Annotated in this window: 23 protein-coding genes and 1 tRNA gene; 12 read left to right on the forward strand and 12 right to left on the reverse strand. The window is 69.5% G+C overall.

Annotation, left to right across the window (positions count from 1 at the left end):
• Nucleotides 1–5: 5 nt before the first annotated feature.
• Nucleotides 6–2,201 carry a DNA helicase II gene (gene uvrD, locus D893_RS04320; RefSeq protein ID WP_110619214.1) on the reverse strand — a complete coding sequence of 732 codons (2,196 nt, stop codon included), beginning with the start codon at nt 2,199–2,201 and terminating at the stop codon, nt 6–8.
• 75 nt (nt 2,202–2,276) lie between these two features.
• Here uvrD and D893_RS04325 point away from each other — a divergent pair, with 75 nt between their 5' ends.
• Both D893_RS04325 and odhB read left to right on the forward strand, forming a co-directional pair.
• Nucleotides 2,277–5,111, forward strand: a complete 2,835-nt coding sequence (locus D893_RS04325) for a 2-oxoglutarate dehydrogenase E1 component (protein ID WP_024329466.1) — start codon at nt 2,277–2,279, stop codon at nt 5,109–5,111.
• A 35-nt stretch (nt 5,112–5,146) separates the two neighbouring features.
• Entirely contained in the window at nt 5,147–6,487 is a 1,341-nt protein-coding gene (gene odhB, locus D893_RS04330) for a 2-oxoglutarate dehydrogenase complex dihydrolipoyllysine-residue succinyltransferase (protein WP_110619215.1), read from the forward strand.
• A gap of 284 nt (nt 6,488–6,771) precedes the next feature.
• Here the strand turns inward: odhB and dtd are convergent, their stop codons facing one another.
• From dtd to D893_RS04350, 3 genes are read right to left on the reverse strand one after another with little or no spacing between them, the layout of a single operon-like run.
• Complete coding sequence (gene dtd, locus D893_RS04340; RefSeq protein WP_018947196.1) at nt 6,772–7,221, reverse strand: D-aminoacyl-tRNA deacylase; 450 nt, start codon at nt 7,219–7,221, stop codon at nt 6,772–6,774.
• Complete coding sequence (gene pip / locus D893_RS04345; RefSeq protein WP_018947195.1) at nt 7,218–8,201, reverse strand: prolyl aminopeptidase; 984 nt, start codon at nt 8,199–8,201, stop codon at nt 7,218–7,220. The genes dtd and pip overlap by 4 nt, the downstream gene beginning before the upstream one ends.
• Before the next feature lie 52 nt (nt 8,202–8,253).
• Nucleotides 8,254–8,616, reverse strand: coding sequence for a hypothetical protein (locus D893_RS04350; RefSeq protein WP_038036230.1), 363 nt, complete (start codon nt 8,614–8,616; stop codon nt 8,254–8,256).
• Nucleotides 8,617–8,837: 221 nt separating this feature from the next.
• On the opposite strand from D893_RS04350, the gene D893_RS04355 reads away from it, so the two are divergent.
• The 3 genes from D893_RS04355 to D893_RS04365 are packed head-to-tail and all read left to right on the forward strand — an operon-like array spanning nt 8,838 to nt 12,258.
• Nucleotides 8,838–9,650, forward strand: a complete 813-nt coding sequence (locus D893_RS04355; RefSeq protein WP_110619216.1) for an ATP-binding protein — start codon at nt 8,838–8,840, stop codon at nt 9,648–9,650.
• Nucleotides 9,643–10,545 (forward strand): lipid A biosynthesis acyltransferase, encoded by a 903-nt coding sequence (locus D893_RS04360; protein WP_018947192.1) that lies wholly within the window; start codon nt 9,643–9,645, stop codon nt 10,543–10,545. The genes D893_RS04355 and D893_RS04360 overlap by 8 nt, the downstream gene beginning before the upstream one ends.
• Before the next feature lie 6 nt (nt 10,546–10,551).
• A complete protein-coding gene (locus tag D893_RS04365; RefSeq protein ID WP_110619217.1) occupies nt 10,552–12,258 on the forward strand; it encodes an alpha/beta-hydrolase family protein in 1,707 nt (568 codons plus the stop codon).
• A gap of 6 nt (nt 12,259–12,264) precedes the next feature.
• Here D893_RS04365 and recG read toward each other — a convergent pair whose 3' ends face one another.
• The 7 genes from recG to ispB all read right to left on the reverse strand — a co-directional run bounded on the left by recG (nt 12,265) and on the right by ispB (nt 19,112).
• Nucleotides 12,265–14,328: an ATP-dependent DNA helicase RecG gene (gene recG / locus D893_RS04370; RefSeq protein WP_110619218.1), complete on the reverse strand. Its 2,064-nt coding sequence runs from the start codon at nt 14,326–14,328 to the stop codon at nt 12,265–12,267.
• A gap of 25 nt (nt 14,329–14,353) precedes the next feature.
• Nucleotides 14,354–14,743 carry a RidA family protein gene (locus D893_RS04375; RefSeq protein WP_018947189.1) on the reverse strand — a complete coding sequence of 130 codons (390 nt, stop codon included), beginning with the start codon at nt 14,741–14,743 and terminating at the stop codon, nt 14,354–14,356.
• A 39-nt stretch (nt 14,744–14,782) separates the two neighbouring features.
• The gene (spoT, locus tag D893_RS04380) at nt 14,783–16,966 is read right to left on the reverse strand and encodes a bifunctional GTP diphosphokinase/guanosine-3',5'-bis pyrophosphate 3'-pyrophosphohydrolase (RefSeq protein WP_026288994.1); all 2,184 of its coding nucleotides are present in this window, start codon (nt 16,964–16,966) and stop codon (nt 14,783–14,785) included.
• Between the two features lie 9 nt (nt 16,967–16,975).
• Entirely contained in the window at nt 16,976–17,251 is a 276-nt protein-coding gene (gene rpoZ / locus D893_RS04385) for a DNA-directed RNA polymerase subunit omega (RefSeq protein WP_018947187.1), read from the reverse strand.
• 34 nt (nt 17,252–17,285) lie between these two features.
• Nucleotides 17,286–17,936 carry a guanylate kinase gene (gene gmk / locus D893_RS04390; protein ID WP_110619219.1) on the reverse strand — a complete coding sequence of 217 codons (651 nt, stop codon included), beginning with the start codon at nt 17,934–17,936 and terminating at the stop codon, nt 17,286–17,288.
• A gap of 67 nt (nt 17,937–18,003) precedes the next feature.
• Nucleotides 18,004–18,080: transfer RNA gene (locus D893_RS04395), tRNA-Pro, on the reverse strand.
• Nucleotides 18,081–18,143: 63 nt separating this feature from the next.
• Complete coding sequence (gene ispB, locus D893_RS04400; RefSeq protein WP_026288993.1) at nt 18,144–19,112, reverse strand: octaprenyl diphosphate synthase; 969 nt, start codon at nt 19,110–19,112, stop codon at nt 18,144–18,146.
• A 232-nt stretch (nt 19,113–19,344) separates the two neighbouring features.
• On the opposite strand from ispB, the gene rplU reads away from it, so the two are divergent.
• The 4 genes from rplU to proB all read left to right on the forward strand — a co-directional run bounded on the left by rplU (nt 19,345) and on the right by proB (nt 22,197).
• Entirely contained in the window at nt 19,345–19,656 is a 312-nt protein-coding gene (gene rplU / locus D893_RS04405; RefSeq protein WP_018936343.1) for a 50S ribosomal protein L21, read from the forward strand.
• A 34-nt stretch (nt 19,657–19,690) separates the two neighbouring features.
• Nucleotides 19,691–19,951 (forward strand): 50S ribosomal protein L27, encoded by a 261-nt coding sequence (rpmA, locus tag D893_RS04410; RefSeq protein WP_018947184.1) that lies wholly within the window; start codon nt 19,691–19,693, stop codon nt 19,949–19,951.
• Between the two features lie 81 nt (nt 19,952–20,032).
• Nucleotides 20,033–21,082 carry an Obg family GTPase CgtA gene (gene cgtA, locus D893_RS04415; protein WP_077244439.1) on the forward strand — a complete coding sequence of 350 codons (1,050 nt, stop codon included), beginning with the start codon at nt 20,033–20,035 and terminating at the stop codon, nt 21,080–21,082.
• Nucleotides 21,079–22,197 (forward strand): glutamate 5-kinase, encoded by a 1,119-nt coding sequence (gene proB, locus D893_RS04420; protein ID WP_018947182.1) that lies wholly within the window; start codon nt 21,079–21,081, stop codon nt 22,195–22,197. The genes cgtA and proB overlap by 4 nt, the downstream gene beginning before the upstream one ends.
• A 103-nt stretch (nt 22,198–22,300) precedes the next feature.
• On the opposite strand, the gene rpsT is transcribed toward proB, so the two are convergent.
• Nucleotides 22,301–22,567, reverse strand: coding sequence for a 30S ribosomal protein S20 (rpsT, locus tag D893_RS04425; RefSeq protein ID WP_026279417.1), 267 nt, complete (start codon nt 22,565–22,567; stop codon nt 22,301–22,303).
• 194 nt (nt 22,568–22,761) lie between these two features.
• Here rpsT and D893_RS04430 point away from each other — a divergent pair, with 194 nt between their 5' ends.
• From D893_RS04430 to ribF, 3 genes are all read left to right on the forward strand, one after another.
• The gene (locus tag D893_RS04430) at nt 22,762–23,292 is read left to right on the forward strand and encodes a DsrE family protein (RefSeq protein WP_024329452.1); all 531 of its coding nucleotides are present in this window, start codon (nt 22,762–22,764) and stop codon (nt 23,290–23,292) included.
• Nucleotides 23,293–23,410: 118 nt separating this feature from the next.
• A complete protein-coding gene (gene murJ, locus D893_RS04435; protein WP_110619220.1) occupies nt 23,411–24,970 on the forward strand; it encodes a murein biosynthesis integral membrane protein MurJ in 1,560 nt (519 codons plus the stop codon).
• Nucleotides 24,971–25,021: 51 nt separating this feature from the next.
• Nucleotides 25,022–26,011 carry a bifunctional riboflavin kinase/FAD synthetase gene (ribF, locus tag D893_RS04440; RefSeq protein WP_018947179.1) on the forward strand — a complete coding sequence of 330 codons (990 nt, stop codon included), beginning with the start codon at nt 25,022–25,024 and terminating at the stop codon, nt 26,009–26,011.
• Nucleotides 26,012–26,077 lie beyond the last annotated feature (66 nt).

A 26,077-nucleotide genomic window follows, 5' to 3' on the forward strand; every position in this document is an offset into this window, starting at 1 on the left:
CCGGGTCAGGCCAGCACGTCCAGTTTGGCGAAGCCGACCACCAGCCACTTGGCGCCGGCGTCGGCGAAGTTGACCTGTACCCGGGCCGAGGACCCCGAGCCCTCGAAGGCCGTGACCAGCCCCTCGCCGAAGCGCGCGTGGTGCACCCGGGTGCCGATCGCCAGGCCCTCCTCGCGGGCCGATTCCGCGCGTGCGTCCATGCCGCTGGTCCGCTGGCGCGCGGCGGCAAAGCGTCCGGCGCCGAACGGCGAGGACTGCGGGCGCAGCACCTCGAGCATGTCTTCCGGGATCTCGTTGAGAAAGCGCGAGGCCGGGTTGGAGGCCTCGCGGCCGTACAGCCGGCGGGTTTCGGCGTGGGTCAGGTACAGCTGGCGCTCCGCGCGGGTCATGCCCACGTAGGCCAGGCGGCGCTCTTCCTCCAGGCGCCCGGGCTCGTCCACCGAGCGGGCGTTGGGAAACAGTCCGTCCTCCAGCCCGGTCAGGAACACCAGCGGGAACTCCAGGCCCTTGGCCGAGTGCAGGGTCATCATCTGGATCGCGTCTTCGTCGGGGTCCGCCGAGCCCTCGCCCGACTCCAGCGCGGCGTGCGACAGGAAATCGGTCAGGCGGTCGCCGGTGGTTTCCTCGTCGCGGATCTCCTCCATGTCGAAGGCCCGCGCCGCACCCACCAGCTCGTCGAGGTTCTCCAGGCGTGCCTCGCCGCGTTCGCCCTTTTCCTTCGCGTAGTGCTCGCGCAGCCCGGACAGGGCGATGGCCTGTTCCACCTGTTCCCCCAGCGGCCGCCCGGTCAGGGCTTCGCGGATCTGTTCGACCAGCTGCAGGAAACCCGCCACCGCGTTGCGCGCGCGTCCGGGCAGCGCGTTCGCCTGCACCGCGCGCTGCGCCGCGCGCAGCAACGAGATGTCCTGTTCCGCGGCCACCGCGCGCAGGTCGTCCAGGGTCTTCTCGCCAATCCCGCGCGGCGGCTGGTTGACCGCGCGCAGGAAGGCCGGGTCGTCGTCGCTGTTGCCGGCCAGGCGCAGATAGGCCAGCGCGTCGCGGATCTCCTGGCGCTCGAAGAAGCGCAGCCCGCCGTACACCCGGTACGGCAGGCGCCGCGCGATGAAGGTCTCTTCCAGCACGCGCGACTGCGCGTTGGAACGGTACAGCACCGCACATTCGCGGTGCTGGCCGCCGTCCTCGATGTGCCTGGCAATGGTCTCGGCGATGAAGCGCGCCTCCTCCTGCTCGTTCAGCGCGGTGTACAGCCGCACCGGCGCGCCCTCGAGGTCCTCGGTCCACAGCTCCTTGCCCAGACGGCCGCTGTTGTGGCGGATCAGCGCGTTGGCGGCGTTGAGGATGCTGGCGGTGGAGCGGTAGTTCTGTTCCAGCCGCACCACCTGGGTGCCGGGGTAGTCCTTCTGGAAGTGCTGGATGTTCTCGATCTTCGCCCCGCGCCAGCCGTAGATCGACTGGTCGTCGTCGCCCACCGCGAACACCGGGCTGCCGCCGGCGATCAGCCGCAGCCAGGCGTACTGGATGTCGTTGGTGTCCTGGAACTCGTCCACCAGCACGTGGCGAAAGCGCGTGCGGTAATGCTCCAGCAGCCCGGGGTTGTCGCGCAGCAGTTCCAGCGAGCGCAGCAGCAGCTCGGCGAAGTCCACCACCCCGGCGCGCTCGCAGGCCTGCTGATATGCGGTGTAGATACGCACCCACTGCCGCGCGATCGGGTCGCCGGTGTCCGGCAGGTGTTCCGGGCGCGAGCCCTCGTCCTTGCGCGCGTTGATGTAGCCCTGGGCCTGCTTCGGTGGCCAGTGCGACTCCTCCAGCTCCAGCCCGCGCAGCACGCGCTTGACCATGCGCAGCTGGTCGTCGGAATCCAGGATCTGGAAGCCCTGCGGCAGTCCGGCTTCCTGCCAGTGCTGGCGCAGCAGGCGGTGGGCCAGACCGTGGAAGGTCCCCACCCACAGCCCGCTGGCCGGATAGTCCAGCAGTTCCTCGATGCGCCCGCGCATCTCGCTGGCGGCCTTGTTGGTGAAGGTCACCGCCAGCAGTCCGTGCGGGGCGATGTTCTCCACGCCGATCAGCCACGCGATGCGGTGGACCAGCACGCGGGTCTTGCCGGAGCCGGCACCGGCCAGCACCAGAACGGGTTGCGACGGCGCGGCCACGGCCTCGCGCTGCGCCGGATTGAGGCCTTCAAGAAGGGGAGAAACGTCCATGCGCGCATGGTAGCAAACGCGGTACAGTCGAGGTCTGCAGAACTTCGCGCGCACGCCCCACGTCACAGGACCACCATGAACGACATGTCATCCCGCCATCGGCTGGATCAACCGGTTTCCGGACAGGACCCCCACCCGGACAATCTGGCGTTTGCCGAGACGCTGCTGGAGCGTTTCCGCGAAGATCCGTCTTCGGTCCCGGCGGCCTGGGCCGACTATTTCCGGGCCCTGGAGGATGCGGCACCGCAGGCGCGTGCGCCGGCGCGGGGCGAGGAGCGCCGCCGGCATACCGATCGCCCCGACCTGGAGCACGAGCGCCTGCAGATCCGCGTGCTGCAGTTCATCAACGCCTATCGTTACCTCGGGCATTTCGGTGCGCGTCTGGACCCGCTGGAGCGCGAGGCCCCGGTGGCGCCGCGCGAGCTGAGCCGCGAATACCACGGGCTGGAAGGCGTGGGTCCGGACATGACCTTCGACCCCGGCTCGCTGTTCCTCGACGGTCCGGCACCGCTGGACACCATCGAACAGGTCCTGCGCGAGACCTACTGCGCCAGCATCGGCGCGGAATACATGCACATCACGGCCACCGACGAGAAGCGCTGGCTGCAGGAGCGCCTGGAGTCGGCGCATGGGCGCTTCGGTTTCGGCGACGATACCCGCCTGGCGATCCTCGAGCGCCTCACCGCCGCCGAGGGCCTGGAGCGCTACCTGCACAAGCGCTACGTGGGCCAGAAGCGTTTCTCGCTGGAGGGTGCGGAGAGCCTGATCCCGCTGCTCAATGCCCTGGTCCAGCGCGGTGGCGCCCGCGGCCTGACCGAGCTCGTGCTGGGCATGGCGCATCGTGGCCGTCTCAACGTGCTGGTGAACCTGCTGGGCAAATCGCCGGGCGAGCTCGCCGACGAGTTCGAAGGGCGCCCGCGCGATGATCGGGGTACCGGTGACGTCAAGTACCACATGGGGTTCTCCTCCGACGTGGAGACCCCCGGCGGGGCGGTGCATCTGGCGCTGGCCTTCAACCCCTCGCATCTGGAGATCGTGACGCCGGTGGTCGAGGGTTCGGTGCGCGCGCGCCAGGTGCGCCTGGGCGACCGCCAGGGCAACCGGGTGATGCCGGTGGTGATCCACGGCGATGCGGCCTTCGCCGGGCAGGGCGTGGTGATGGAGACCCTCAACATGTCGCAGACCCGCGGGTTCTCCACCAAGGGCACCGTGCACGTGGTCGTGAACAACCAGATCGGGTTCACCACCAGCACGCTGAAGGACGCGCGTTCGACGCATTACGCGACCGATGTCGCCAAGATGGTGAATGCGCCCATCCTGCACGTGAACGGCGACGATCCCGAGGCGGTGGTGTTCGTGACCCAGATCGCGCTGGATTACCGCATGCGTTTCGGCAAGGACGTGGTCATCGACCTGGTCTGCTATCGCCGTCAGGGGCACAACGAGGCCGACGAACCCGCCGCGACCCAGCCGCGCATGTACCACCGCATCCGCGACCTGCCGACCACCCGCGAGCGCTATGCCCGTCAGCTGATCGAGGAAGGCCTGACCGACGCGCAGCAGCAGGAGCAGATCCTCGACGCCTACCGCGACCGGCTGGATGCCGGCGAGGCGGTGGCCGACTCGCTGCTGCGCGATCGCACCCGCGAGATCCGTGCGGGCGGCACCAACTGGGGCCCGTACCTGCATCAGCCCTGGGATCAGCCGGTCGATACCGGCGTCGACCGCGAGCGCCTGGCGACCGCGCTGGAACACCTGTCGACCCCGCCGGAGGGCTTCGAGCCCCACCCGCGGGTGCACAAGATCCTCGAGGCGCGGCGCCAGATGGCGCGCGGCGAACAGCCGCTGGACTGGGGCGCCGCGGAGACCCTGGCCTACGGCAGCCTGATCCAGGACGGCTATCGCGTGCGCCTGTCCGGACAGGACTCCGGGCGCGGGACCTTTTTCCATCGTCACAGCGTGCTGCACGAACGCAACACCGGCGACACCTACGTCCCGCTGCGCCGCCTGGACCCGGACCATCCGCGCTTCCTGGTCATCGACTCGCTGCTGTCCGAGGAGGCCGTGCTCGCGTTCGAATACGGTTATGCCACCGCGGCCCCCGAGGCGCTGGTGATCTGGGAGGCGCAGTTCGGCGACTTCGTCAACGGCGCTCAGGTGGTGATCGACCAGTTCATCTCCTCCGGCGAGCAGAAATGGGGGCGGCTGTGTGGCCTGACCCTGTTCCTGCCGCACGGCTACGAGGGCCAGGGACCGGAGCATTCCTCCGCGCGGCCCGAGCGCTTCCTGCAGCTGGCGGCGCAGGAGAACATGCAGGTCTGCGTGCCGACCACGCCGGCGCAGATCTTCCATCTGCTGCGCCGGCAGATGGTGCGCCCCTACCGCAAGCCGCTGGTGGTCATGACCCCCAAGAGCCTGCTGCGGCACCGCCAGGCCGTGTCCTCGCTGGAGGACCTCGCCGAAGGACGGTTCGAGACCGTGCTGGACGACCCGGAGGTGACCGATCCGCAGCAGGTCCGTCGGGTCCTGCTGACCAGCGGTCGCATCCACTACGATCTGGTCTCCACCCGCCAGACCGACGAACGCGAGGATGTCGCCGTGGTGCGCCTGGAGCAGTGTTATCCGTTCCCCTGCGACCGCATGCGCGAGGTGCTGGAGCGTTATCCGCAGGCCGAGGAATTCGTCTGGATCCAGGACGAGCCGGAAAACCAGGGCTATCTCGGCTTCGTGTATCCGCGCCTGGCCCCGCTGCTGGCCGAGCGCGGTCATGCCCTGCACGCGGTTGCGCGCCCGCCGGCGGCGGCCCCCGCGGTGGGCTATCCCGAGGTCCATCGTTCCCAGCACGAGGAGCTGCTGGAGCGCGCCTTCGGGCCGCTGAGTACCCGGGATCTCCCGCACCCGACCCCCTGAGTCCGTCCCGCAAAACCGCCGAACAAGGAAGCCCGATGTCCGCCGAGCAGACCCCGATCCAGGTTCCGCAACTCCCCGAATCCGTGGCCGATGCCACCGTGGTCGCCCTGCACAGGAAGCCGGGCGATGCCGTACGCCGCGACGAACTGATCGCCGAGCTGGAGACCGACAAGGTCGTGCTGGAGGTCAACGCCCCCGCCGACGGAACCCTGGTCGACCTGGCCGTGGCCGAAGGCGACACCGTGCATGCCGATGACGTCCTCGGCCATCTGGGCCCGGCCCCGGCACAGGCCGCGGAAGAAGCGCCGGCGGCCGGGGAGCACGTCGAGCCCGAACCCGACCCCGCCTCGGCCGAGGCCGACGAGGCCGACGCGGGGGACGAAGGCCCCGAGCCCGAACCGGTCGCGGACGCCGGCTCGCCGCCCCCGCCGAGCCCGGCGGTACGCCGCCTGCTGCAGGAGGCCGGCCTGAGCGAGGATCAGGTGCGCGGCACCGGGCCCGATGGCCGTATCCAGCGCGAGGACGTGGAGCGCGCGCAACTGGCGGCGGGTTCCGGGGTCGGGGGCAAGGGCGATGACACGTCTCGTCGCCCGGCGGCCGACGACGCCGGACGCGACAGCGCGCGGGCTGCCGCTGGCGCGGAACCGCCCGCCGGCGGCCCGCGTGCGGCCGGCGAGCGCGGCACCGAGCGGGTGCCCATGAGCCGGCTTCGGGCGCGCATCGCCGAACGCCTGCTGGAGGCCAAGCAGTCCACCGCGATGCTGACCACCTTCAACGAGATCGACATGTCGCAGGCCATGGCCCTGCGCGGGCGCTACAAGGACCGCTTCGAGCAGACCCACGGCATCAAGCTCGGCTTCATGGGGCTGTTCGTGGTGGCCGCGACCCGGGCCCTGCAGCGCTTCCCGGTGATCAATGCCGCCCTCGACGGCGAAGAGATCGTCTACCACCACTACACCGATATCGGCATCGCGGTGTCGTCCCCGCGCGGGCTGGTGGTTCCGGTGCTGCGCGATACCGGCAACGCCTCCATTGCCGACATCGAACGCCGCATCCGCGACTTCGCCGAGCGCGCCGGCAACGGCAAGCTGGATATCGACGAGCTGCGCGGCGGCACCTTCACCATCACCAACGGCGGGGTGTTCGGCTCGCTGTTCTCCACGCCCATCGTCAATCCGCCACAGAGCGCCATCCTTGGCATGCACGCGATCAAGGAACGCCCGGTGGCGGTGGACGGCGAGGTGGTGATCCGGCCGATGATGTACGTCGCGCTGTCCTACGACCACCGCCTGGTCGACGGCGCCGACGCGGTGCAGTTCCTGGTGGCGATCAAGGAGGCCATCGAGGACCCGGCGCGCCTGGTGCTGGACGTCTGAGGGAAACACTGATCAATATACACGCTCGCGCTCGAGTCGCTTTTGCGCGCGAACAAGGCGCGGTGACCGCCGTGCAGTCATTCTGCACAAGGGAGCCGCAACGCCGTGCGCGCACAAAAGCGGCCGAGCCCCTTCGGGGTTGGCACCCCGGGTTCCCCGATCCTGCGTTGCGGCCCTTGCCGGTAGAACCACTACCAGCTGCGCACCGCGCCTTGTCTCGCGGAACCCGGGGTGCCAACGCGAGCGTGTATATTGATCAGTGTTTCCCTGAGTCCGAACGCGGTTCAGCCCCGGGGCCGCGCCTGCAGCCAGAAGGTGACCGGCCCGTCGTTGGTCAGGCTCACCTGCATGTCGGCGCCGAACCGCCCGGTCGCGACCGGTTCGTGGCGCCGCTGCGCCCGCTGCAGCAGGTGGTGGAACAGGGCCTCGCCGCGTTCCGGCGGGGCGGCCGTGGTAAAGCTGGGGCGCATGCCCTTGCCGGTATCCGCCGCCAGGGTGAACTGCGGCACCAGCAGCAGCCCGCCGCCGGTCTCCCCCAGCGAGCGGTTCATGCGCCCTTCCTCGTCCGGGAACACGCGATAGCCCAGCAGGCGGTCGAGCATGCGCTCGACCGCCGATTCGTCGTCGTCCGGTTCCACCCCCACCAGCGCCAGCAGCCCGGTGCCGATCTCGCCGGTGATCTCCCCGGCGACCTCCACCCGCGCCCGGCTGACCCGCTGGATCAGGCTGATCATGCCCGCGCCCTGCCGCTGCCCGGTTCCAGCCCGCCCGCCAGGTGGGTCAGGCGATCGGTGGCGGCGACCAGCGCCCGCGCGATCCCCGGTTCGGCGGCCGAGTGCCCGGCGTCCGGGATGATCTGCAGATCCGCCTCGGGCCAGGCCTCGGCGAGCGCCACTGCCTGCTCCACCGGGCACACCACGTCGTAGCGCCCGTGGACGATGAAGCCCGGGATATCGCGCAGGCATCCGGCATCGCGCAGCAGCTGGTCCGGCTCCAGGAAGGTGTCGTGGCTGAAGTAGTGGCACTCGATGCGTGCCAGGCTCAGGGCCACCTCGGGGTCCTCGAAGTGGTCGATCACGTCGTCGTTGGGGATCAGGCAGGAGGCATGCCCCTCCCAGGCCGACCACGCCTGCGCGGCCGCCTCGCGCACCGCCGGGTCCGGGTCGGTCAGGCGCCGATGATAGGCCGCCACCAGGTCGTCGCGTTCCTCCGTGGGGATGTGATCGCGATAGGCCGCCCAGGCCTCGGGGAACAGGCGGTCGGCCCCCGACTGGTAGAACCACTGGATGTCGCGCGGCCGGCACAGGAAGATGCCGCGCAGCACCAGGCCCAGCACCCGGCCGGGGTGCGTCTGCGCATAGGCCAGCCCCAGGGTGGAGCCCCAGGAGCCGCCGAACACCACCCAGCGCTCGATCCCCAGTTCCTCGCGCAGACGTTCGATGTCGGCCACCGCGTGCCAGGTGGTGTTGGCCTCCAGGCTGGCGTGCGGGGTGGAACGCCCGCAGCCGCGCTGGTCGAACAGCACGATGCGATAGCGCGCCGGATCAAAGAACCGCCGGTGCCACGGTTCGCAGCCGGAGCCGGGGCCGCCGTGCAGGAACACCGCCGGGATGCCCTCCGGGTTGCCGCATTCCTCGTAATACAGGCGGTGGCCGTCGCCGACCTCCAGGGTGCCGGTGGTATGGGGTTCGGTCGGGGGGTAGAATGCGTCCATGGCGGGCCTCGAGTAACACCAGCCCCAAGTCTGGCCAAAAACGGCGCGGCTGTCAGTCGTCGTCGATCACCCTTCCGCGATAGACCCGGCGACCCTTCTTCTTTTCGGGTTCGGCGGCATCGGTCGCACCCGGGGCGTCCGGTGTCTCCCCCGGCTCTGCGGCCGACGCTTCTTCCTGCGTGGTGTCGGCGTCCGCATCGGCCGCGGGGCGCGGGGACGCCGCCGGGGCGTTCAGATGCCCCCGCAGGGTCATCGCCGCAGCCTGCACCATGCTCGAGCGGCTGCGGCCGGCATAGTCCAGCAGAATCTCCATGAAATCCGGATCGGCGAACGAGAGGCGACCCGCCGCCGGGAACTCGCTGCGCAGGGCACGCTTGAGCTCGCCGGCGAGGGTCAGGGTCTTGCGGTCGTACATGTCGAAGTTCCGCGCGGTGTCCGTCCCGGTGCGCATGCAAGCCCGATGCCACGGCGACCGGTCCCGCTCATGACGGCCGGGTGCCCGATAACCGAGCGCGCGGGTGAATCGAGCTGGTGCAGGAGCCCGCGCGCTCACGGGCAATCGCACCGCCCCGGTGCATCCCCTCGCGGCCGGCGTCGGGGCTTGCGCCTTCCGCGCCCCGTCCCTATGTTGCGGGCATGGAAACACCGTCCGTACCCCGCTCCATCCGCCGTCTGGCCGGCCAGGCGATTCGTGAGTTCGACATGATTCGCGACGGCGACCGCGTGCTGGTCGGCCTGTCCGGCGGCAAGGACTCGCTGACCCTGCTGTGGCTGCTGCACGACCTGGCGCGTCGCGCGCCGGTGCATTTCGAGGTGGGCGCGGTGACCATCGACCCGGAGATCGACGGCTTCGACCCGGAGCGCCTGCAGGACTACCTCGGCGGCTACGGGATCCCGTATCACTTCGTCTCCGAGCCGATCGCCGAACTGGCCGGCGAGCACATGGACAACGACTCCTTCTGCTCGTTCTGCTCGCGCATGAAACGCGGCCTGATGTACCGCACCGCGCGCGAGCACGGGTACAACGTGCTGGCGCTGGGCCAGCACCTGGACGACCTCGCCGAGAGCTTCCTGATGAGCGCCTTCCATGGCGGTCAGCTGCGCACCATGAAGGCCCATTACCGCATCGATGCCGGCGACCTGCGCGTGATCCGGCCGCTGGTCTACGTGCGCGAGCGCCAGACCCGCGACTTTGCCGAGGCGGCCGGACTGCCGGTCATCCTCGACAACTGCCCGGCCTGCTTCTCCATGCCCACCCGGCGCGAGCACATGAAGGCCCTGCTGGCACGCGAGGAGGGCGAGTTTGCCGAACTGTTTCGCAACCTGCGCACCACCCTGCGGCCACTGATGACCGAGGGGGGGATCCCGGGGCCGGATGATGCACCCGATGCCGCCGATGCTTCGCGGGCCGTGGATCCGGTGGCATCCGGGGAAACGGCCGATGGCTGAGCGACGGCAGCTGCGCGACCGCCTGATCGGGGTGATCCTGCGGGTGCTGGGGCGCCTGCCGCTGCGGGTCAACCACGCCCTGGGCGGTGTTCTGGGTACCCTGGTGTGGCTGCTGCCCACGCGCTCCGCACGGCTCACGCGCATCAACCTGGCGCTCTGTTTTCCCGACAAGGACGCGGCCTGGCACCGCCGCACCGCGCGGCGTTCGCTGCAGGCCATGGCGCGCTCGCTGACCGAGTCGCCCTGGCTGTGGCGGGCCGGGCCCGAGCGCCTGGCGGGGCTGGCGGAGGCGCCGCCGTGCTACGCCCGGCTGCAGAGCCGAGAGCCCGGCCGTGCGCTGTTCCTGGCCACGCCGCATCTGGGCTCCTGGGAATTCGCCGGCCTGCACGCGGCCATGCACGGGCCGATGGCCTCGCTGTACAGCCCGCTTCCGACCCCCGAGATCGACCGGTGGGTGCGCGAGGCCCGTTCCGCCACCGGGGCGAAGCTGGCGCCGGCCGACCGCTCCGGGCTGCGCATCCTGCAGAAGGCGCGCGATGCCGGCGAGATCATCGGCGTGCTGCCCGACCAGAGCCCGAAGGGGGCGTCGGGCGTGCACGCGCCGTTTTTCGGCCGCCGGGCCCTGACCATGACCCTGCTGCCGCGCCTGCTGCGCGGGCGCGACGACCCTGTGGTGTTCCTGTTCGCCGAGCGCCTGCCGCGCGGGCGCGGCTTCCGCTACCACGAGATCGAGGCCGGCCCCGAGGTCCGCGACCCCGATTTCGTGCGTGCCGCCGCGGCGGTCAACCGCATCGTCGAGGACCTGGTAAGGCGCTGCCCGGAGCAGTACAACTGGGCCTACAAGCGCTTCCACCCACCGCCGCCGGGACATCCCCCGGTGTATGCCCGTCGCTGACGCGTCATGTCGTTCCCTGATTCCGTGGCCCGTCTGACCGCCCGCATCCCGTTGTCCCGCTGGCTGGCGCCGGGCTGGGCGCGGCGCCTGGCCGCCTCGCTGTCGGTGCCCGGGCTGCTGCTGGGCACGCTGTTCTTCGCCGCCTCGCTGTCGCCCAGCCTGATCCCGCGGACCTGGGAGATGCAGGGCATCCTGTCCGGGATCTCCCTGTCGGCGGGCTATCTGCTCGGGGTCTTCCTGCACTGGCTGTGGGCTTACCTCGAGCTGCCGGAGGCGGGCGAACGGGTGCACCGGATCATGGTGATCGTGGCCGCGGCGCTGTGTGCGGTGATCGCCGTCGGGTTCCTGATGCAGGCCGCCCAGTGGCAGAACTCGATCCGCGAGCTGATGGAGATGGACCCGGTGGACAGCGCCCATCCGTTCCGTACGGGCGTGATCGGTCTTGCGGTGTTCGCGGCGGCGCTGGCGGTGGGGCGGCTGTTCCTGCTCAGTTTCCGATTCGTTGCCGTGCGCCTGCGCCGCTTCATCCCGCGGCGGCTGGCGAACGTGACCGGCGTGATCGTAGCGCTGGCACTGTTCTGGGCGGTGATCGACGGGGTGCTGCTGGAATACGGCCTGCGCACCGCCGACAACACTTTCCGCCAGTTCGACGTGCGCATGGAAGCGGACGTGGAGCATCCCGGTGACTCGCAGCTCTCCGGCAGCGAGGAATCGCTCATCCGCTGGGAGGAGCTGGGGCAGCACGGCCGGCGCTACGTCGGCTTCACGCCCGACACCGAACAGATGAGCGAGTTCTTCGGCGAGCCCACGCCGGCCCCGTTGCGGGTATACGTGGGGCTGAACGCCGCGGAGACCATCGAGGAACGCGCCCGCCTGGCCCTGGACGAGCTCAAGCGTACCGATGCCTTCGACCGCTCGGTGCTGGTGCTGGCGACCCCTACCGGGCGCGGCTGGGTGGATCGCGATGCGATGCAGGCGGTGGAGTACCTGCATCGGGGCGACGTGGCCTCGGTGGCGGTGCAGTACTCCTACCTGCCGAGCTGGCTGTCGCTGATGTCGGAGTCGTCCTACGGGCTGGAGACCGCGCAGGCGGTCTTCGCCGAAGTCTATGGCCACTGGCGTGAGCTGCCGGTCGACGAACGCCCCGAGCTGTATCTCTACGGGCTCAGTCTGGGGGCACTGAACTCCGAACGCGCGGCGGATCTCTACGACATCGTCGGCGATCCGTTCTCCGGCGCCCTGTGGAGCGGCCCGCCGTTCCGCTCCGAGGCCTGGCGCGAGATCACCGCGCAGCGCGAGCCGGACTCGCCCGCGTGGCTGCCGCGTTTTCGCGACAGTTCCATCGTGCGGTTCACCAACCAGGATCCGCACCTGGAGATCCCCGGTGCCGAATGGGGGAGCATGCGCATCGTGTACCTGCAGTACGCCAGCGACCCCGTCACCTTCTTCGAGCCCGAGGCCTTCTACCGCCAGCCGGAATGGATGGAAGAACCGCGCGGCCCGGACGTGACCGACAAGCTGCAATGGTACCCGGTGGTGACCATGCTGCAGCTGGCGATCGACGTGGCCGCCGCGGATGATGCCCCGGTGGGCTACGGCCATGTGTATGCCCCGGAACACTATGTCTACGCCTGGCGCCACGTGACGGATCCCGAAGGCTGGTCGGAAGACGAGCTGCAGCGGCTGAAGGACCACCTGCGCGGCGATCGGTAGCGGCCGTCAGCCGACCTGGCCGTAGCGGGTCGCATCCCCCAGCCAGCGATCGATCAGCGCGCCGCCGCGCGGCGGGTCCTGCAGCAGGCCCTCGGCGATCCGGGTGGCGCGTGGCAGAAGGTCCTGATCGCGTGACCAGTCGGCCACGCGGAAGCTGCGGTCGCCGGTCTGGCGCGTGCCCAGCAGTTCCCCCGGGCCGCGCAGCTTCAGGTCCACCTCGGCAATCTCGAAACCGTCGTCGGTGCGGCGCATCGCCTCCAGTCGTTCGCGTGCGGTCTCGCCCAGCGGCGGGCGATACAGCAGCACGCAGGCGCTGGCGGCATTGCCGCGCCCAACCCGTCCGCGCAGCTGGTGCAGCTGCGACAGGCCCATGCGTTCGGCGTTCTCGATGACCATCAGGCTGGCGTTGGGCACGTCCACGCCGACCTCGATCACCGTGGTCGCCACCAGCAGGTCGATCTCGCCGCGCCGGAACCCCTCCATCACCTGATCGCGCTCGCTGCCCTTCATGCGGCCGTGGGCCAGCCCGATGCGCAGCCCCGGCAGGGCCTCGGCCAGGCGCTCGCGGGTGGCCTCGGCGGATTCGGCCTCCAGCTGCTCCGAGTCTTCCACCAGCGGACACACCCAGTAGGCCTGGGTGCCGTCGCCGCAGGCCACGCGGATGCGCTCGATCACCTCGTCGCGGCGCTCGTGGCTGATCAGCGCGGTGCGCACCGGCGTGCGCCCGGGCGGGCGCTCGTCGATGATCGAGGTCTCCAGCCCGGCATACAGGGTCATCGCCAGGGTGCGAGGGATGGGCGTGGCAGTCATGATCAGCTGGTGCGGGGTGCCCCCGTTGCCCTTCTCGCGCAGCGCCATGCGCTGATGCACGCCGAAGCGGTGCTGCTCGTCCACCACCGCCAGGCCCAGGCGGTGGAAGCGCACGTCTTCCTGGAACAGGGCGTGGGTGCCCACCGCGACCGGGCGGTCGCCGCTGGCCAGTTCGTTCAGCAGCTGGCCGCGCTCCCCGCGTGCCTGGCGCCCGCCCAGCCAGGCGATGGGGATGCCCATGGGCTCCAGCCAGGCCGCCAGGTTGCGGGCGTGCTGGCGTGCCAGCAGTTCGGTGGGGGCCATGAACGCGACCTGGTAGCCCGCCTCCACCGCGGCCAGGGCGGCGGCCACCGCGACCAGGGTCTTGCCCGAACCGACGTCGCCCTGCAGCAGGCGGTTCATCGGGCGTTCGCGGGCGAGATCCGCGCGGATCTCGCCGATCACGCGCTGCTGGGCCCCGGTCAGCGGGAACGGCAGTCCGGCATGCAGGCGTTCCCACAGATCGCCGGGCGGATCCAGCGCCGGGGCGTGTTCGTCGGGTTCGGTCCGGGCATGCTGCAGGCGGGCGAGCTGGTGCGCGACCAGTTCCTCCAGCGCAAGCCGGGTCTGCGCGGCCGAGCGTCCGTCGATGCCAGGCTCGAGCGTCGCGGTCTGCGCGTTGGGTGGCGGCTGGTGGAGGTCCTGCACGGCCTGCTGCAGCGGCGGCAGGCCTTCACGCTCCAGTTCCGGCAACAGGTCGGGCAGCTGCCGGATGCCGGGCAGGGCCTGGCGCACCAGCTTGCGCAGCAGCGGCTGGGACACACCCTCGGTGACCGGGTAGACCGGGGTCAGGCGCTGTTCCAGCGCCGGCGGGGCGTCCGGATCGACGATCTCGGTCTCCGGATGCACGCACTCCAGCGCCCCGGCCATGCCGCGCGGTTCGCCGAAGCCGCGCACCCGGGTCCCGGTCGCCAGGCGCTTCTGCTGGGCGTTGCCGAAGTGAAAGAAGCGCAGGGTGATCACCCCGTGGCCGTCCCCCAGGGTCACCACCAGCATGCGCCGACGGCGGATCACGACCTCGCTGCGCTCGACCACGCCCTCGAACAGGGCGGCGCGGCCCGGGCGCAGGCGGTCCAGCGGGGTGATGCGGGTGCGGTCCTCGAAGCGCAGCGGCAGGTGGAACAGCAGGTCGCCACAGACATGCAGGCCCAGCCGCGCCAGGCGCTCGGCCTGGCGCGGTCCCACGCCGGTGAGTTCGGTCAGCGGGGCCTGCAGGTCCATCTGCAGTGCTCCGGGGCGCGGGGCCTCAGCCCCGCGGACACCAGGCGATGGCGTCCATCTCCACCTGTGCCCCCTTGGGCAGGGCGGCCACGCCGATCGCCGCGCGCGCCGGATAAGGCTCGCTGAAGTATTCGCTCATCAGCTCGTTGACCAGCGGGAAATGGGTCAGGTCGACGAGGTAGATGTTGAGCTTGGCGATATCGCCCAGGCGCGCGCCGGCGGCATCCAGCACTGCCGCCAGGTTGTCGAACACCCGGCGGATCTGCGCCTCGATGCCGCCGTCCACCAGGTCCATGGTGGCCGGGTCCAGCGGGATCTGGCCGGAGAGGTACAGGGTGTCGCCGGTGCGCACCGCCTGGGAGTAAGGGCCGATGGCGGCCGGGGCGGCGTCGGTCTGGATTACTTCGCGGGACATGGAACCTCCTGGTTATTCAGCGCCGGGAACCATACCGCGTCAGCCGCGCGGGCGCGAGATCCGCAGCACGTCCGGCAGGCGCCGCAGGCCGCGCATGATCTGCGCCAGGTGCTGGCGGTCGCGCACTGTCAGCTGGAAGGTCATGGCGGTGGAGTGGCCGTCCTGCTCGTTGAACGAGATGTGCTCGATGTTGGAGCCCTGGTCGGCGATGCAGGCAGCCATCTCGGCCAGCGCGCCGCGGCGGTTGGCAGTACGCGTGCGCACCGCAGCGGTGAACTGCAGGCCCGGTTCGTGCGACCACTCGAGGTCGATCCTGCGATCCGGGCGTTCGCGGCCCTCGTGCAGGTTGCGGCAGTTCTCGCGATGGACCACCAGGCCGCGCCCGGCGCTCAGCTGACCGATGATTGGATCACCCGGGATGGGATAGCAGCAGCGGCCATAGTTCAGGACCATGCCCTCGGTCCCGCGGATCGCCAGGGATGCGGTCTCGTGGCCGTCGGTCTCGCCCTCGATCTCGGCCGCCTCGCCGTCCAGGCCCACCAGCTGGCGTGCCACCAGCGAGGCCATGCGATTCCCCAGACCGATCTCGGCCAGCAGATCATCCAGCTCGGTGAGTTTCATGTTGTCCAGGAGCTGGTCCAGCTGTGCCGGGGAGATCCGCGCGAGGCTGGAATCCAGTGCCGCCAGGGATTTTTCCAGCAGGCGGCGGCCAAGGGCCCGCGCCTCGTCCTTCTGCATGGATTTCAGGCAGTGGCGGATGCCGGTGCGGGCCTTGCCGGTGACCACGAACGACAGCCAGGCGGGGTTGGGCCGGGCACCCTGCGCGGTGACGATCTCCACCGTCTGGCCGCTTTGCAGCCGGCTGGAGAGCGGCGCCAGCTGGCGGTCGATCTTGGCGGCCACGCAGCGGTTGCCGACGTCCGAGTGCACGGCATAGGCGAAGTCGATGGGCGTGGCGTTGCGCGGCAGGACCAGGATGTCGCCACCCGGGGTGAAGGTGTAGACCTCGTCGGGGAACAGGTCGACCTTCACGTTTTCCAGGAACTCGATCGAATTGCCCACGCTGTTCTGGATCTCGAGGACATCCTTGAGCCATTCGCGTGCGCGGCTCTGCGCCGTCTGCGCCAGCTCGCCCCCCGACTTGTACTGCCAGTGGGCGGCGATGCCGCTTTCCGCGACACGATCCATCTCGGTGGTGCGGATCTGCACCTCGATCGGGATGCCCTGCGGGCCGAACAGCACGGTGTGCAGTGACTGGTAGCCGTTGGACTTGGGGATCGCGATGTAGTCCTTGAAGCGCCCCGGCACCGGCTTGTACAGGTTGTGGACCACCCCCAGCGAGCGGTAGCAGGTGTCCATGTCGTCGACCACGATGCGGATCGCGAACACGTCGAACACATCTTCGAAGGTGTGCCGCTTCGAGCGCATCTTGCGGTAGATGCTGTACAGCGATTTCTCGCGTCCGGAGATCCGGCCCTCGATGCCCGCGGCCTCCATGCGCGAGCAGATCGCCTGCTCGATGTTGCGCATCGGCTCGCGGCGGTTGCCGCGGGCGTCCTGCATCGCGCGTTCCAGGACCGCGGACCGCCAGGGATGCCTGGCGACAAAGCCGAGGTGTTCCAGCTCGCGGCGCATGGCGTTCATCCCCAGGCGCTGCGCGATGGGGGCGTAGATCTCCAGGGTCTCGTTGGCGATGCGGCGCTTCTTGTCCGGGCGCATCACGCCCAGGGTGCGCATGTTGTGCAGGCGGTCGGCCAGCTTGACCAGGATCACCCGAATGTCGCGGGTGATCGCCAGCATCATCTTGCGGAAGTTCTCCGCCTGCGCCTCGGCCTTGGACTGGAACTGCAGGTGGGTCAGCTTGGAGACCCCGTCGACCAGCTCTGCGACTTCCTCGCCGAACTCGGCGTGGATGCGGTCCTTGCTGGTGGGGGTGTCCTCCATCACGTCATGGAGGATGGCCGCGCAGATCGCGCGGTGGTCCATGCGCATCTCGGCCATGGTGCGGGCCACGGCCAGGGGGTGGTAGATGTACGGCTCGCCGGTCTTGCGCGTCTGGCCCTCGTGGGCTTCGGCGCCGAATAGATACGCGCGATAGATCTCCTCGACCTGCTCGGGCTCCAGGTACGCCTCCAGCTCAGCGCACAGGTCGCTGATCAGGAAACGCGCGGAGCCCGAGGAAGCCGAGGAGACGGCCCCGGGCGCTGAAAGCCCAGCGGCCAAGGGCTCCACCTACCGTTCGTCGGCTTCGAGCTGTTCCAGGTGCCGGATCGTGGAGAAATCCAGCATCTGGTTCTGCGGACGCTCGTCGTGCTCGTCGAACACCTCGGCCCCGACCACGCCCGCTGCGATCTCGCGCAGGGCGATGACCGTTGGCTTGTCGTTGTTCTCGGGCACTCGGGGTTCCTTGCCGTGGGCGATGTGACGCGCGCGACGGGCGGCCATCATCACCAGCTCGAAGCGGTTGTCGACTTTTTCGAGGCAGTCCTCGACGGTTATGCGGGCCATGGTCTTGCTCCGGCTGTTGCGTCTGTTGCGTATGTCAGGCCGATGCCCGGGCACCGGCCAGCAGGTTGTTCAGGGTGTCCGCAGAGCGGATCTCCTGCTCCACCGTGCGCAGCCGGTTGGAGCGGAAGATGCTGGCGAGATCCCGCAGAGCCTGATCAAACTCCGCGTTGACCACGGTGTAGTCGTATTCGCGGTAATGCGTGCAGTCCGACTCGGCATCACGCAGGCGGCGTTCGATCACCTCCTCACTATCCTGACCACGGCCGCGCAGCCGACGTTCCAGTTCGGTGCGCGAAGGCGGCAGGATGAAGATCGAGCGGCAGTCCGGCACCGCGGCGCGGACCTGCCGGGCACCCTGCCAGTCGATCTCCAGGATCACGTCGAAACCGGCGTCCAGGCGTTCGTTCACGCTGGCCAGTGCGGTGCCGTAGAAGTTGTCGAACACCTTGGCGTGTTCCAGCAGCTTGCCGTCCTCGATCATGCCGAGGAAGGTCTCCGCCGAAACGAAATGGTAGTCGATGCCGTCGACCTCGCCCGGGCGCGGCTGACGCGTGGTGTGCGAGACCGAGACCTCGACGTCCTCGACGCTGTCCAGCAATGCGCCGACCAGACTGGTCTTGCCGGCACCCGAAGGTGCGGAAACGATGTACAGCGTGCCACGTGCGGGCCGGGAAGAAACGCTCATGCAGGCATCCGCCGAAGGAAGGACCGGGCGGTGCCGGATGCACCGCCCGACCGGAGAAATCGGGAAATGGTCGGAGTGAAAGGATTCGAACCTTCGACCCCTGCCTCCCGAAGGCAGTGCTCTACCAAGCTGAGCTACACTCCGACGCTGAGCTCGATATTGTGCCGTGTTTGTTCGGGGTTGTCCATGCCCCGGGCGAACGCGGTGTCAGTGATCGCGGCCCACGGCGAAGCGGGCGATGTCCGCCAGGGCGCGGCGGTGGGGGGTGTCCGGCAGCCCGGCGATGGCGTCGATCGCCGCGTCGGTTTCGGCCTCCGCCCGCGCCCGGGCGTACTCCAGCGCGCCGGTGGAGTGCATGGCCGCGATCACCGCGTCGGTTTCCTCGCGCCCGCCCTGTTCGATCGCCCGGCGCACCACGGCCTTTTCGGCGTCGCTGCCCTCGCGCAGCACGTGGATCAGCGGCAGGGTCGGCTTGCCCTCGGCGAGGTCGTCGCCCAGCTGCTTGCCGGTCACCTCGGGGTCGGCCGAGTAGTCGAGCACGTCGTCGATCAGCTGGAACGCGGTGCCCAGGTGCATGCCGTAGCGCGCCAGCGCGGCCTCGTCGGCGGCGTCGCGTTGCGCCAGGATGCCGCCGATCTGGCAGGCCGCCTCGAACAGCTTGGCGGTCTTCGACTGGATCACGTCCATGTAGCGCGCCTCGTCGACATCCGCGTCGTGGCAGTTCATCAGCTGCATCACTTCGCCTTCCGCGATGACGTTGGTCGCGCGCGACAGGATCTCCATCACCCGCATCGAGTCGATCTCGACCATCATCTCGAAGGCGCGGGTGTAGAGGAAGTCGCCCACCAGCACCGCGGCCTCGTTGCCGAAGATGTGGTTCGCGGTCTCGTTGCCGCGGCGCATTTCCGAGGCATCCACCACGTCGTCGTGCAGCAGGGTCGCGGTGTGGATGAACTCCACCAGCGCCGCCAGGGTGACGTGCTTGTCGCCCTCGTAACCGCAGGCCCGGGCCGACAGGGTCGCCAGCAACGGCCGCAGTCGCTTGCCGCCACTGTGGATGATGTAGTGTCCGAGCTGGTTGATCAGCACCACGGGGGAGCTGAGCCGGTCGCGGATGCAGGCGTCGACTGCCTGCATGTCGTCGGCAGCGAGCTCTCGGATGGCGTCTATGGACATGCGGTTCGGCAGGCCGGTGAGGGTGGGGTCGGTTTCGGCAGGCCCGCACGCGCGCGCCGCCTCCAGCAAATGAAGAGCCCGGCATGCTAGAAAGGGGGTGGCGGGGTGTCAAGCAATACGGGTGGCCGAAACGTTGACCCCCGGCGGGGGTGCTGCTAGCATTGCCGCCCTTTCGCGAGACCAGTCATCAGCACCTGGTCCATACAGGTCATCGCAACGGAGTCCCAGGGAAATGTACGCGATCATCGCAACAGGTGGTAAACAGTACCGCGTCGCCGAAGGTGACGTGATCCGCATCGAAAAGCTCGACGCCGAAGTCGGTTCCGAGGTCGATTTCGACCAGGTGCTGATGGTGGGTGCGGGTGACGATGTCCGCGTCGGGGCCCCGGTGGTCGATGGCGGCAAGGTCACCGCCAAAGTCGAGGACCACGGCCGCGGCGACAAGGTCCGCATCATCAAATTCCGGCGCCGCAAGCACAGCATGAAGCAGGCGGGCCACCGGCAGCACTACACCACCGTGCGCATCACCGGCATCGCCGGCTGAGCTGCGGCACGACAGTACTCGGGAGAACGAGAACATGGCACACAAGAAGGCAGGCGGCAGTTCCAAGAACGGGCGCGATTCCGAGAGTAAACGCCTTGGCGTCAAGCGGTTTGGCGGCCAGATCGTGAGCGCCGGCAACATCCTCGTGCGTCAGCGCGGTACGCAGTATCATCCCGGCGAGAACGTGGGTTGCGGCAAGGACCACACGCTGTTCGCCAAGGTGGATGGCGAGGTCGTGTTCAAGAAGGGCGGTCGTTTCAACCGCCGTTTCGTGACGGTCCAGCCGCAGCAGTAATCCGGCTGACCGCTACGCGGATCGCCGTAAAGCCCCGTTCTGCGGGGCTTTTTTTGTTTCTATCCCCTCCGGAGGCGAAGGATGCAGTTCATCGACGAGGCGAACATCGTGGTCAGGGCCGGCGATGGCGGTAATGGCTGCGTGAGCTTCCGCCGCGAGAAGTACATCCCCTTCGGCGGGCCGGATGGCGGCGACGGCGGGGACGGAGGTTCGGTGTGGCTGGTCGGGACCGAGCGCCTGAACACCCTGGCCGACTTCCGCTACCAGAAGCGTTTCGACGGGCCGCGCGGGAAAAACGGCATGGGTCAGAACCGCACCGGCGCGTCCGGCGAAGACCTCGAGATCGCGGTGCCGGTGGGCACCGTGGTGCGTGACGCGGAAACCGACGAGCTGCTGGGCGACATCACCGCGGACGGCCAGCGTCTGCTGGTCGCCCAGGGCGGCTATCACGGGCTCGGCAACACCCGCTACAAGAGCTCCACCAACCAGGCCCCGCGCCAGAGCAAGCCGGGCACGCCGGGCGAGCAGCGTCGCCTGCAGCTGGAACTGCGGGTGCTGGCCGACGTGGGGCTGCTGGGGCTGCCGAATGCCGGCAAATCGACCCTGCTGTCGCGCGCGTCGGCCGCGCGTCCGCGGGTGGCCGACTACCCGTTCACCACGCTTTATCCGCAACTGGGCGTGGTCAGCGTGGGGCCCGAGCAGAGCTTCGTGATGGCCGATATACCCGGGCTGATCGAGGGCGCGGCCGAGGGTGCCGGGCTGGGCACCCGCTTCCTCAAGCACCTGGGGCGCACCGAGCTGCTGCTGCACCTGGTGGACGTGGCCCCGCCGGACCCCGAAGCGGACCCGGTCACCGACATGCAGACCGCGCTCACCGAGCTGCAGCGGCACAGCGAAGAACTGGCGGCGCGCCCGCGCTGGCTGGTGCTCAACAAGTGCGAGCTGCTGGACGCGGAGGCGCTGGACGCGCTGGGCGAGCGCATGCAGGCGGCGCCCGGCGGCGACGTGCCGCAGTACCGCATCTCCGCCGCCACCGGCGACGGCGTGGACGGTCTGCTGCAGGCCGTGATGCGCGAAGTCGAGCGCCGGCGTCTCGACCCGGCGGAGGGCGAGCCGGAGGGCGAAGCATGAGCCGCGCCCTGCCGCAGGCGCGGCGCGTGGTGGTGAAGATCGGCAGCGCGCTGATTACCGCCGATGGCACCGGCCTCGACCGCCCGGCCCTGCAGGCCTGGGCCCGGCAGATGGCCGAACTGCGGGAGCAGGGGCTGGAGGTGATCCTGGTGTCCAGCGGGGCGGTGGCCGAAGGCATGTATCGCCTGGGCATGACCGAGCGGCCGCACCAGCTGCATCAGCTGCAGGCCTCGGCCGCGGTCGGTCAGATGGGGCTGGTGCAGGCCTACGAGCAGGAATTCGCGGCGCACGGGCTGCACGCCGCCCAGGTCCTGCTGACGCATGACGACCTGGCCGACCGCGAGCGCTACCTGAATGCGCGTTCGACCATGCAGGCCTTGCTGACCCTCGGCACCATCCCGGTGGTCAACGAGAACGACACCGTGGCCTACGAGGAGATCCGGCTGGGCGACAACGACACCCTGGCGGCGCTGGTCGCCAACCTGGTGGTGGCCGATCTGTTGCTGATCCTGACCGATCAGGAGGGCCTGTTCGACGCCGATCCGCGGCGTGACCCGCAGGCCCGGCGGATCGCCGAAGGCCGCGCCTCCGACGTGACGCTGCAGCAGTTCGTGGCTCCGGAGTTCGGGCGGCTGGGACGCGGCGGCATGGCCACCAAGCTGTACGCCGCGGAGCGTGCCGCGCGTTCCGGTACTCATACCGTGATCGCCTCGGGGCGCGAGGAGCGCGTGATGGCGCGGGTCCTGGCCGGCGAAGACGTGGGGACCTGGCTGCAGCCGGACCGCGAGCCGCTGGCCGCGCGCAAGCGCTGGATCGCCGACCAGCTGCATTCGCGCGGTGTGCTGCATCTCGACGAGGGTGCCGCGCGGGTGCTGCGCGAATCCGGTCGCAGCCTGCTGGCGGTGGGCGTGGCGCGGGTCGAGGGGGAATTCCGCCGCGGCGAGGTGGTGACCTGCGTGGCCCCGGATGGCTCCGGTGTTGCGCGTGGACTGGTCAACTACTCGGCGGCCGAGGTGGAGCGCATCCGCGGTCTGCGCGCCGATCAGATCGAGGCGGAGCTGGGTTATCAGTTCGAGCCGGAGCTCGTGCACCGCGACAACATGGTCCTGCTGTAGCGACACGCGCACGACATGCGCACGCAAACAAGCCCGCCCCTTCGCAGAGGGGCGGGCTTGTTCTGTCCTCGGGCTGCCGGCCGGGCCCGCAGGCCCGACGGTCTTACGCCTGCAGGGCGCGGATCCGCTGGTTCAGGCGGCTCTTGTGCCGGGCCGCCTTGTTCTTGTGGATCAGACCCTTGTTCGCGGTCTTGTCGATGATCGGGACCGCCTGGCGATACGCCTCGCGGGCAGCCTCGACGTCTCCCTGACGCAGCGGCTTGAGGACCGCCTTCATGTACGTACGGAAACGCGACCGCAGCGCCATGTTGTGGGCGCGGTTCTTCATGGACTGACGGGCCCTTTTACGGGCAGAAGCAATATTCGCCAAAACTCTATCCCTCGCGTGATTCGCCGGGTTCTCTGAAAGGCGACAAAGCATACTCGGGGCGCCGGTCAGGGTCAAGCTCGTCTTCGCCTGCAAGCAGGCTCCTACGCGAACCGGGCCCCGGTCGCCCCCGGAATGGAATCCCGGAGCCTGTGCGTCTACATTGCAGGCATCACAACACAAAAAGGAGCATGGAGATGAAATACCCCGCCGCCCGCAACAACGCCGTGGTCCCCGGCTTCGTGCTGGTGCTGCTGGCCCTGTTCGCCGCCAGCCTGGTCCTGGTCCCGCAGCAGGCGCGCGCCTTCGAGCCGGAGGCCAAGGTCGCCTACCACGCCGATTTCGCCGATCCGCGGCGCTTCTCGGCAATGCTCACCAGCATCAACAACATGGTCACCCATTACGAGCGCGAGTTCATCGAGGCGGACGTGCGGATCGTGTTCGTGTCCCACGGCATCCGTTTCATCGCCGATGACGACCTCGAAGACACCCCGTTCGAGGCCGACGAGGAATTGCTGGAGGAGCGCGAACGGCTGCAGAGCCGCCTGCGCACCCTGGCCAACACCTATGGTGTGACGCTGGAGCTGTGCGACATCACCCGGGGTGACATCGGCCTTCCGGAAGAGGATCTGATGGATGGCGTGGACATCGAGCTGGTGCCCTCCGGCGTGGTGCGCCTGACCGAGCTGCAGAACGACGAAGGCTTCGCCTACCTGAAGATCGAGTAATCCTCCCTTCCTCCTGACGGCTGCCCGCGGTTCTCCGGGGCAGCCGTCGCCGGGCCTGGCGACGGGCGAGTCGGTTACACTCCGGTCCGCTCATTGTCTGTGTGGTGCCGGCTTCCGCATGAACCGACTGTTCCGATCCACCGCTGTGGTCAGCGGCATGACCATGATCTCGCGGATCATGGGCTATCTGCGCGACATGGTGCTGGCGGTGACCTTCGGGGCCAGCGCGGCCACCGACGCCTTCTTCGTCGCCTTCCGCATCCCCAATTTTCTGCGCCGGCTGTTCGCCGAGGGGGCCTTCAACCAGGCCTTCGTGCCGGTGTTTGCCGAATTCCGCGAGAAGCGCGGGCGCGAGGCCCTGCGCGATTTGCTGGACCATACCGCCGGGGCGCTGATGGCGGCAGTCTCGGTGATCACGCTGCTGGGCATCCTCGCGGCCCCGGCCCTGATCTGGGTCTTCGCGCCCGGGCTGGCGCAGGCGGAAGGCCGCCAGGACCTGGCGGCGGACATGCTGCGCATCACCTTCCCGTACCTGCTGTTCATCTCCCTGACCGCGATGGCGGCGGGCATCCTCAACAGCATCGGGCGCTTCGCGGTGCCGGCGTTCACTCCGGTGTTTCTCAACCTGGCGCTGATCGGCGCGGCACTGTGGCTGGCGCCGATGTTCGCCGAACCGGTGGTCGCGCTGGCCTGGGGCGTGTTCATCGCCGGGGGGCTGCAGCTGGCTTTCCAGATCCCGTTTCTGTGGCGGGCCGGGCTGCTGCCACGGCCGCGTTTCCGCCGGGCGCACGAGGGCGTGCGCCGGATCGTCAAGCTGATGCTGCCCGCGATCCTCGGGACCTCGGTGGTGCAGATCAACCTGCTGGTGGACACCCTGATCGCCTCGTTCCTGGTGGCGGGTTCGATCTCCTGGCTGTATTTCGGCGATCGCTTCGTCGAACTGCCGCTGGCGCTGTTCGGCATCGCCATCGGCACGGTAATCCTTCCGCGCCTGGCGAAACAGTTCAACGAGGAGCGGCCCGAGGCCTTCGGCCGCACCCTGGACTGGGCGCTGCGCACGGCGATGCTGGTGGCCCTGCCGGCGATGGCCGGGCTGGTGGTGCTGGCGGTGCCGATCCTCGCGACGCTGATCCAGTATCAGGAGTTCACCCCGCACGACACCCACATGACCGCACTGGCGCTGGCCGCCTATTCGCTGGGGCTCCCGGGCTTCATCCTGATCAAGGTGCTCGCGCCGGGCTTCTTCGCCCGCCAGGACACGAAAACCCCGGTGCGCATCGCGATCATTGCCATGCTGTGGAACATGCTGCTCAACGGCCTGTTCGTGCTGCCGTGGTATCTGTCCGGGGTGCCGGGTGCGCATGCCGGGCTGGCGCTGGCGACCTCGGTCTCGGCCTACATCAACGCCGGGCTGCTGTACCGCGGGCTGGTGCGCGAAGGGATCTACCGGCCGGGGCCGGCCCTGCGGCGCCTGCGCTACGGGCTGCCCGTGGCCCTGGCGGTGATGGTGGCGGTGCTGGTGTTGCTGTCGCCGGCGCTGGACGCATGGACGGACTGGTCCATCCCCGAGCGCGGGACCGCGCTGACCGGGCTGATCGTCGCCGGGGTGGCCAGTCTCGGGGTGACCCTGTGGCTGGCCGGGCTGCGTCCGCGGCATTTCCTGTTGCGCGAGGCCTGATCTCGCGGGGCACGCCGGGTTATACTTGCCGTTTTTCCTGGATACGGGGCAATGCGGCTGATTCGAGGGCTGGGAAGGCCCGACGGTACGGATTCCGGGCTGACCGCGGTGCGTGGCGCCGTGGTGACCATCGGCAACTTCGATGGTCTGCACTGCGGGCATCAGGCGGTGGTGGATCGCCTGCTGGCGGCCGCGCGCGAGCATGCGGCGCCGTCGGTGCTGATGACCTTCGAGCCGCTGCCGCGCGAATATTTCGCCGAACACGCCGGGGCGCCCACGCCGCCGGGGCGGCTGCAGCGCCTGCGCGACCGTCTGGTGGCGCTGGACGGCCGCGGCCTGGACGCCGCCTGGGTGCTGCGTTTCGATGCCCGCCTGGCGGGGCTGCCGGCGCGCGACTTCCTCGAGGAGGTCCTGTATCGGCGGCTGGGCGCGCGCCACGTGCTGGTGGGCGATGATTTCCGCTTCGGCCGCGGGCGCGAGGGCGACAGCGCCCTGATGCGTGCCGAAGGGGAGCGGCTGGGCTTCAGCGTGGAGTCCACGCCCACGGTCAGCGATGCCGACGGGCGCATCAGCAGCACCCGGGTGCGCGCCGCCGCGCGCGAGGGCGGCTTCGACGAGGTCGCGCGGCTGCTTGGACGGCCGTACCGGCTGCATGGCCGGGTGGCGCATGGCGATCGCCTTGGGCGCACCATCGGCTTTCCCACCGCCAACGTGCGCCTGGGCCGCTGGCCGCTGGCGCTGCGCGGGGTGTATGCCGGCTGGCTGCAAGGCGCGGGCGGCGAACCGCTGGCTGCGGTGGCGAACATCGGCTGGCGGCCCACGGTGCAGGGCACCGAACAGCGCCTGGAGATCCATGTGCTGGACGCCGCCCCCGAGCTCTACGGCGCGCGCGTGGCGTTCGAACCGCGCGCGCTGGTTCGCGGCGAACAGCGCTTCGACGGGCTGGATGCCCTCAAGGCGCAGATCGCACGGGACGCCGACACGGCGCGTGAATGCCTGGCGGGCGATGAACCGGGCCGTGTGCCCCGTACCGTCTGCTGACACCGGTCGAAACTGCCGAATCCTTCAACTCCACAGCAACCGGCCCCGCGGGGCCCATCCGGAAGA

The organism is Thioalkalivibrio sp. ALE21, assembly GCF_003208255.1.
In the GTDB taxonomy this organism is placed as follows: domain Bacteria; phylum Pseudomonadota; class Gammaproteobacteria; order Ectothiorhodospirales; family Ectothiorhodospiraceae; genus Thioalkalivibrio; species Thioalkalivibrio halophilus.

Coding starts and splice junctions, on each gene's coding strand:
- uvrD (WP_110619214.1), bottom strand. CDS start 2,201: ATGGACGTTTCTCCCCTTCTTGAAGGCCTCAATCCGGCGCAGCGCGAG.
- D893_RS04325 (WP_024329466.1), top strand. CDS start 2,277: ATGAACGACATGTCATCCCGCCATCGGCTGGATCAACCGGTTTCCGGA.
- odhB (WP_110619215.1), top strand. CDS start 5,147: ATGTCCGCCGAGCAGACCCCGATCCAGGTTCCGCAACTCCCCGAATCC.
- dtd (WP_018947196.1), bottom strand. CDS start 7,221: ATGATCAGCCTGATCCAGCGGGTCAGCCGGGCGCGGGTGGAGGTCGCC.
- pip (WP_018947195.1), bottom strand. CDS start 8,201: ATGGACGCATTCTACCCCCCGACCGAACCCCATACCACCGGCACCCTG.
- D893_RS04350 (WP_038036230.1), bottom strand. CDS start 8,616: ATGTACGACCGCAAGACCCTGACCCTCGCCGGCGAGCTCAAGCGTGCC.
- D893_RS04355 (WP_110619216.1), top strand. CDS start 8,838: ATGGAAACACCGTCCGTACCCCGCTCCATCCGCCGTCTGGCCGGCCAG.
- D893_RS04360 (WP_018947192.1), top strand. CDS start 9,643: ATGGCTGAGCGACGGCAGCTGCGCGACCGCCTGATCGGGGTGATCCTG.
- D893_RS04365 (WP_110619217.1), top strand. CDS start 10,552: ATGTCGTTCCCTGATTCCGTGGCCCGTCTGACCGCCCGCATCCCGTTG.
- recG (WP_110619218.1), bottom strand. CDS start 14,328: ATGGACCTGCAGGCCCCGCTGACCGAACTCACCGGCGTGGGACCGCGC.
- D893_RS04375 (WP_018947189.1), bottom strand. CDS start 14,743: ATGTCCCGCGAAGTAATCCAGACCGACGCCGCCCCGGCCGCCATCGGC.
- rpoZ (WP_018947187.1), bottom strand. CDS start 17,251: ATGGCCCGCATAACCGTCGAGGACTGCCTCGAAAAAGTCGACAACCGC.
- gmk (WP_110619219.1), bottom strand. CDS start 17,936: ATGAGCGTTTCTTCCCGGCCCGCACGTGGCACGCTGTACATCGTTTCC.
- ispB (WP_026288993.1), bottom strand. CDS start 19,112: ATGTCCATAGACGCCATCCGAGAGCTCGCTGCCGACGACATGCAGGCA.
- rplU (WP_018936343.1), top strand. CDS start 19,345: ATGTACGCGATCATCGCAACAGGTGGTAAACAGTACCGCGTCGCCGAA.
- rpmA (WP_018947184.1), top strand. CDS start 19,691: ATGGCACACAAGAAGGCAGGCGGCAGTTCCAAGAACGGGCGCGATTCC.
- cgtA (WP_077244439.1), top strand. CDS start 20,033: ATGCAGTTCATCGACGAGGCGAACATCGTGGTCAGGGCCGGCGATGGC.
- proB (WP_018947182.1), top strand. CDS start 21,079: ATGAGCCGCGCCCTGCCGCAGGCGCGGCGCGTGGTGGTGAAGATCGGC.
- D893_RS04430 (WP_024329452.1), top strand. CDS start 22,762: ATGAAATACCCCGCCGCCCGCAACAACGCCGTGGTCCCCGGCTTCGTG.
- murJ (WP_110619220.1), top strand. CDS start 23,411: ATGAACCGACTGTTCCGATCCACCGCTGTGGTCAGCGGCATGACCATG.
- ribF (WP_018947179.1), top strand. CDS start 25,022: ATGCGGCTGATTCGAGGGCTGGGAAGGCCCGACGGTACGGATTCCGGG.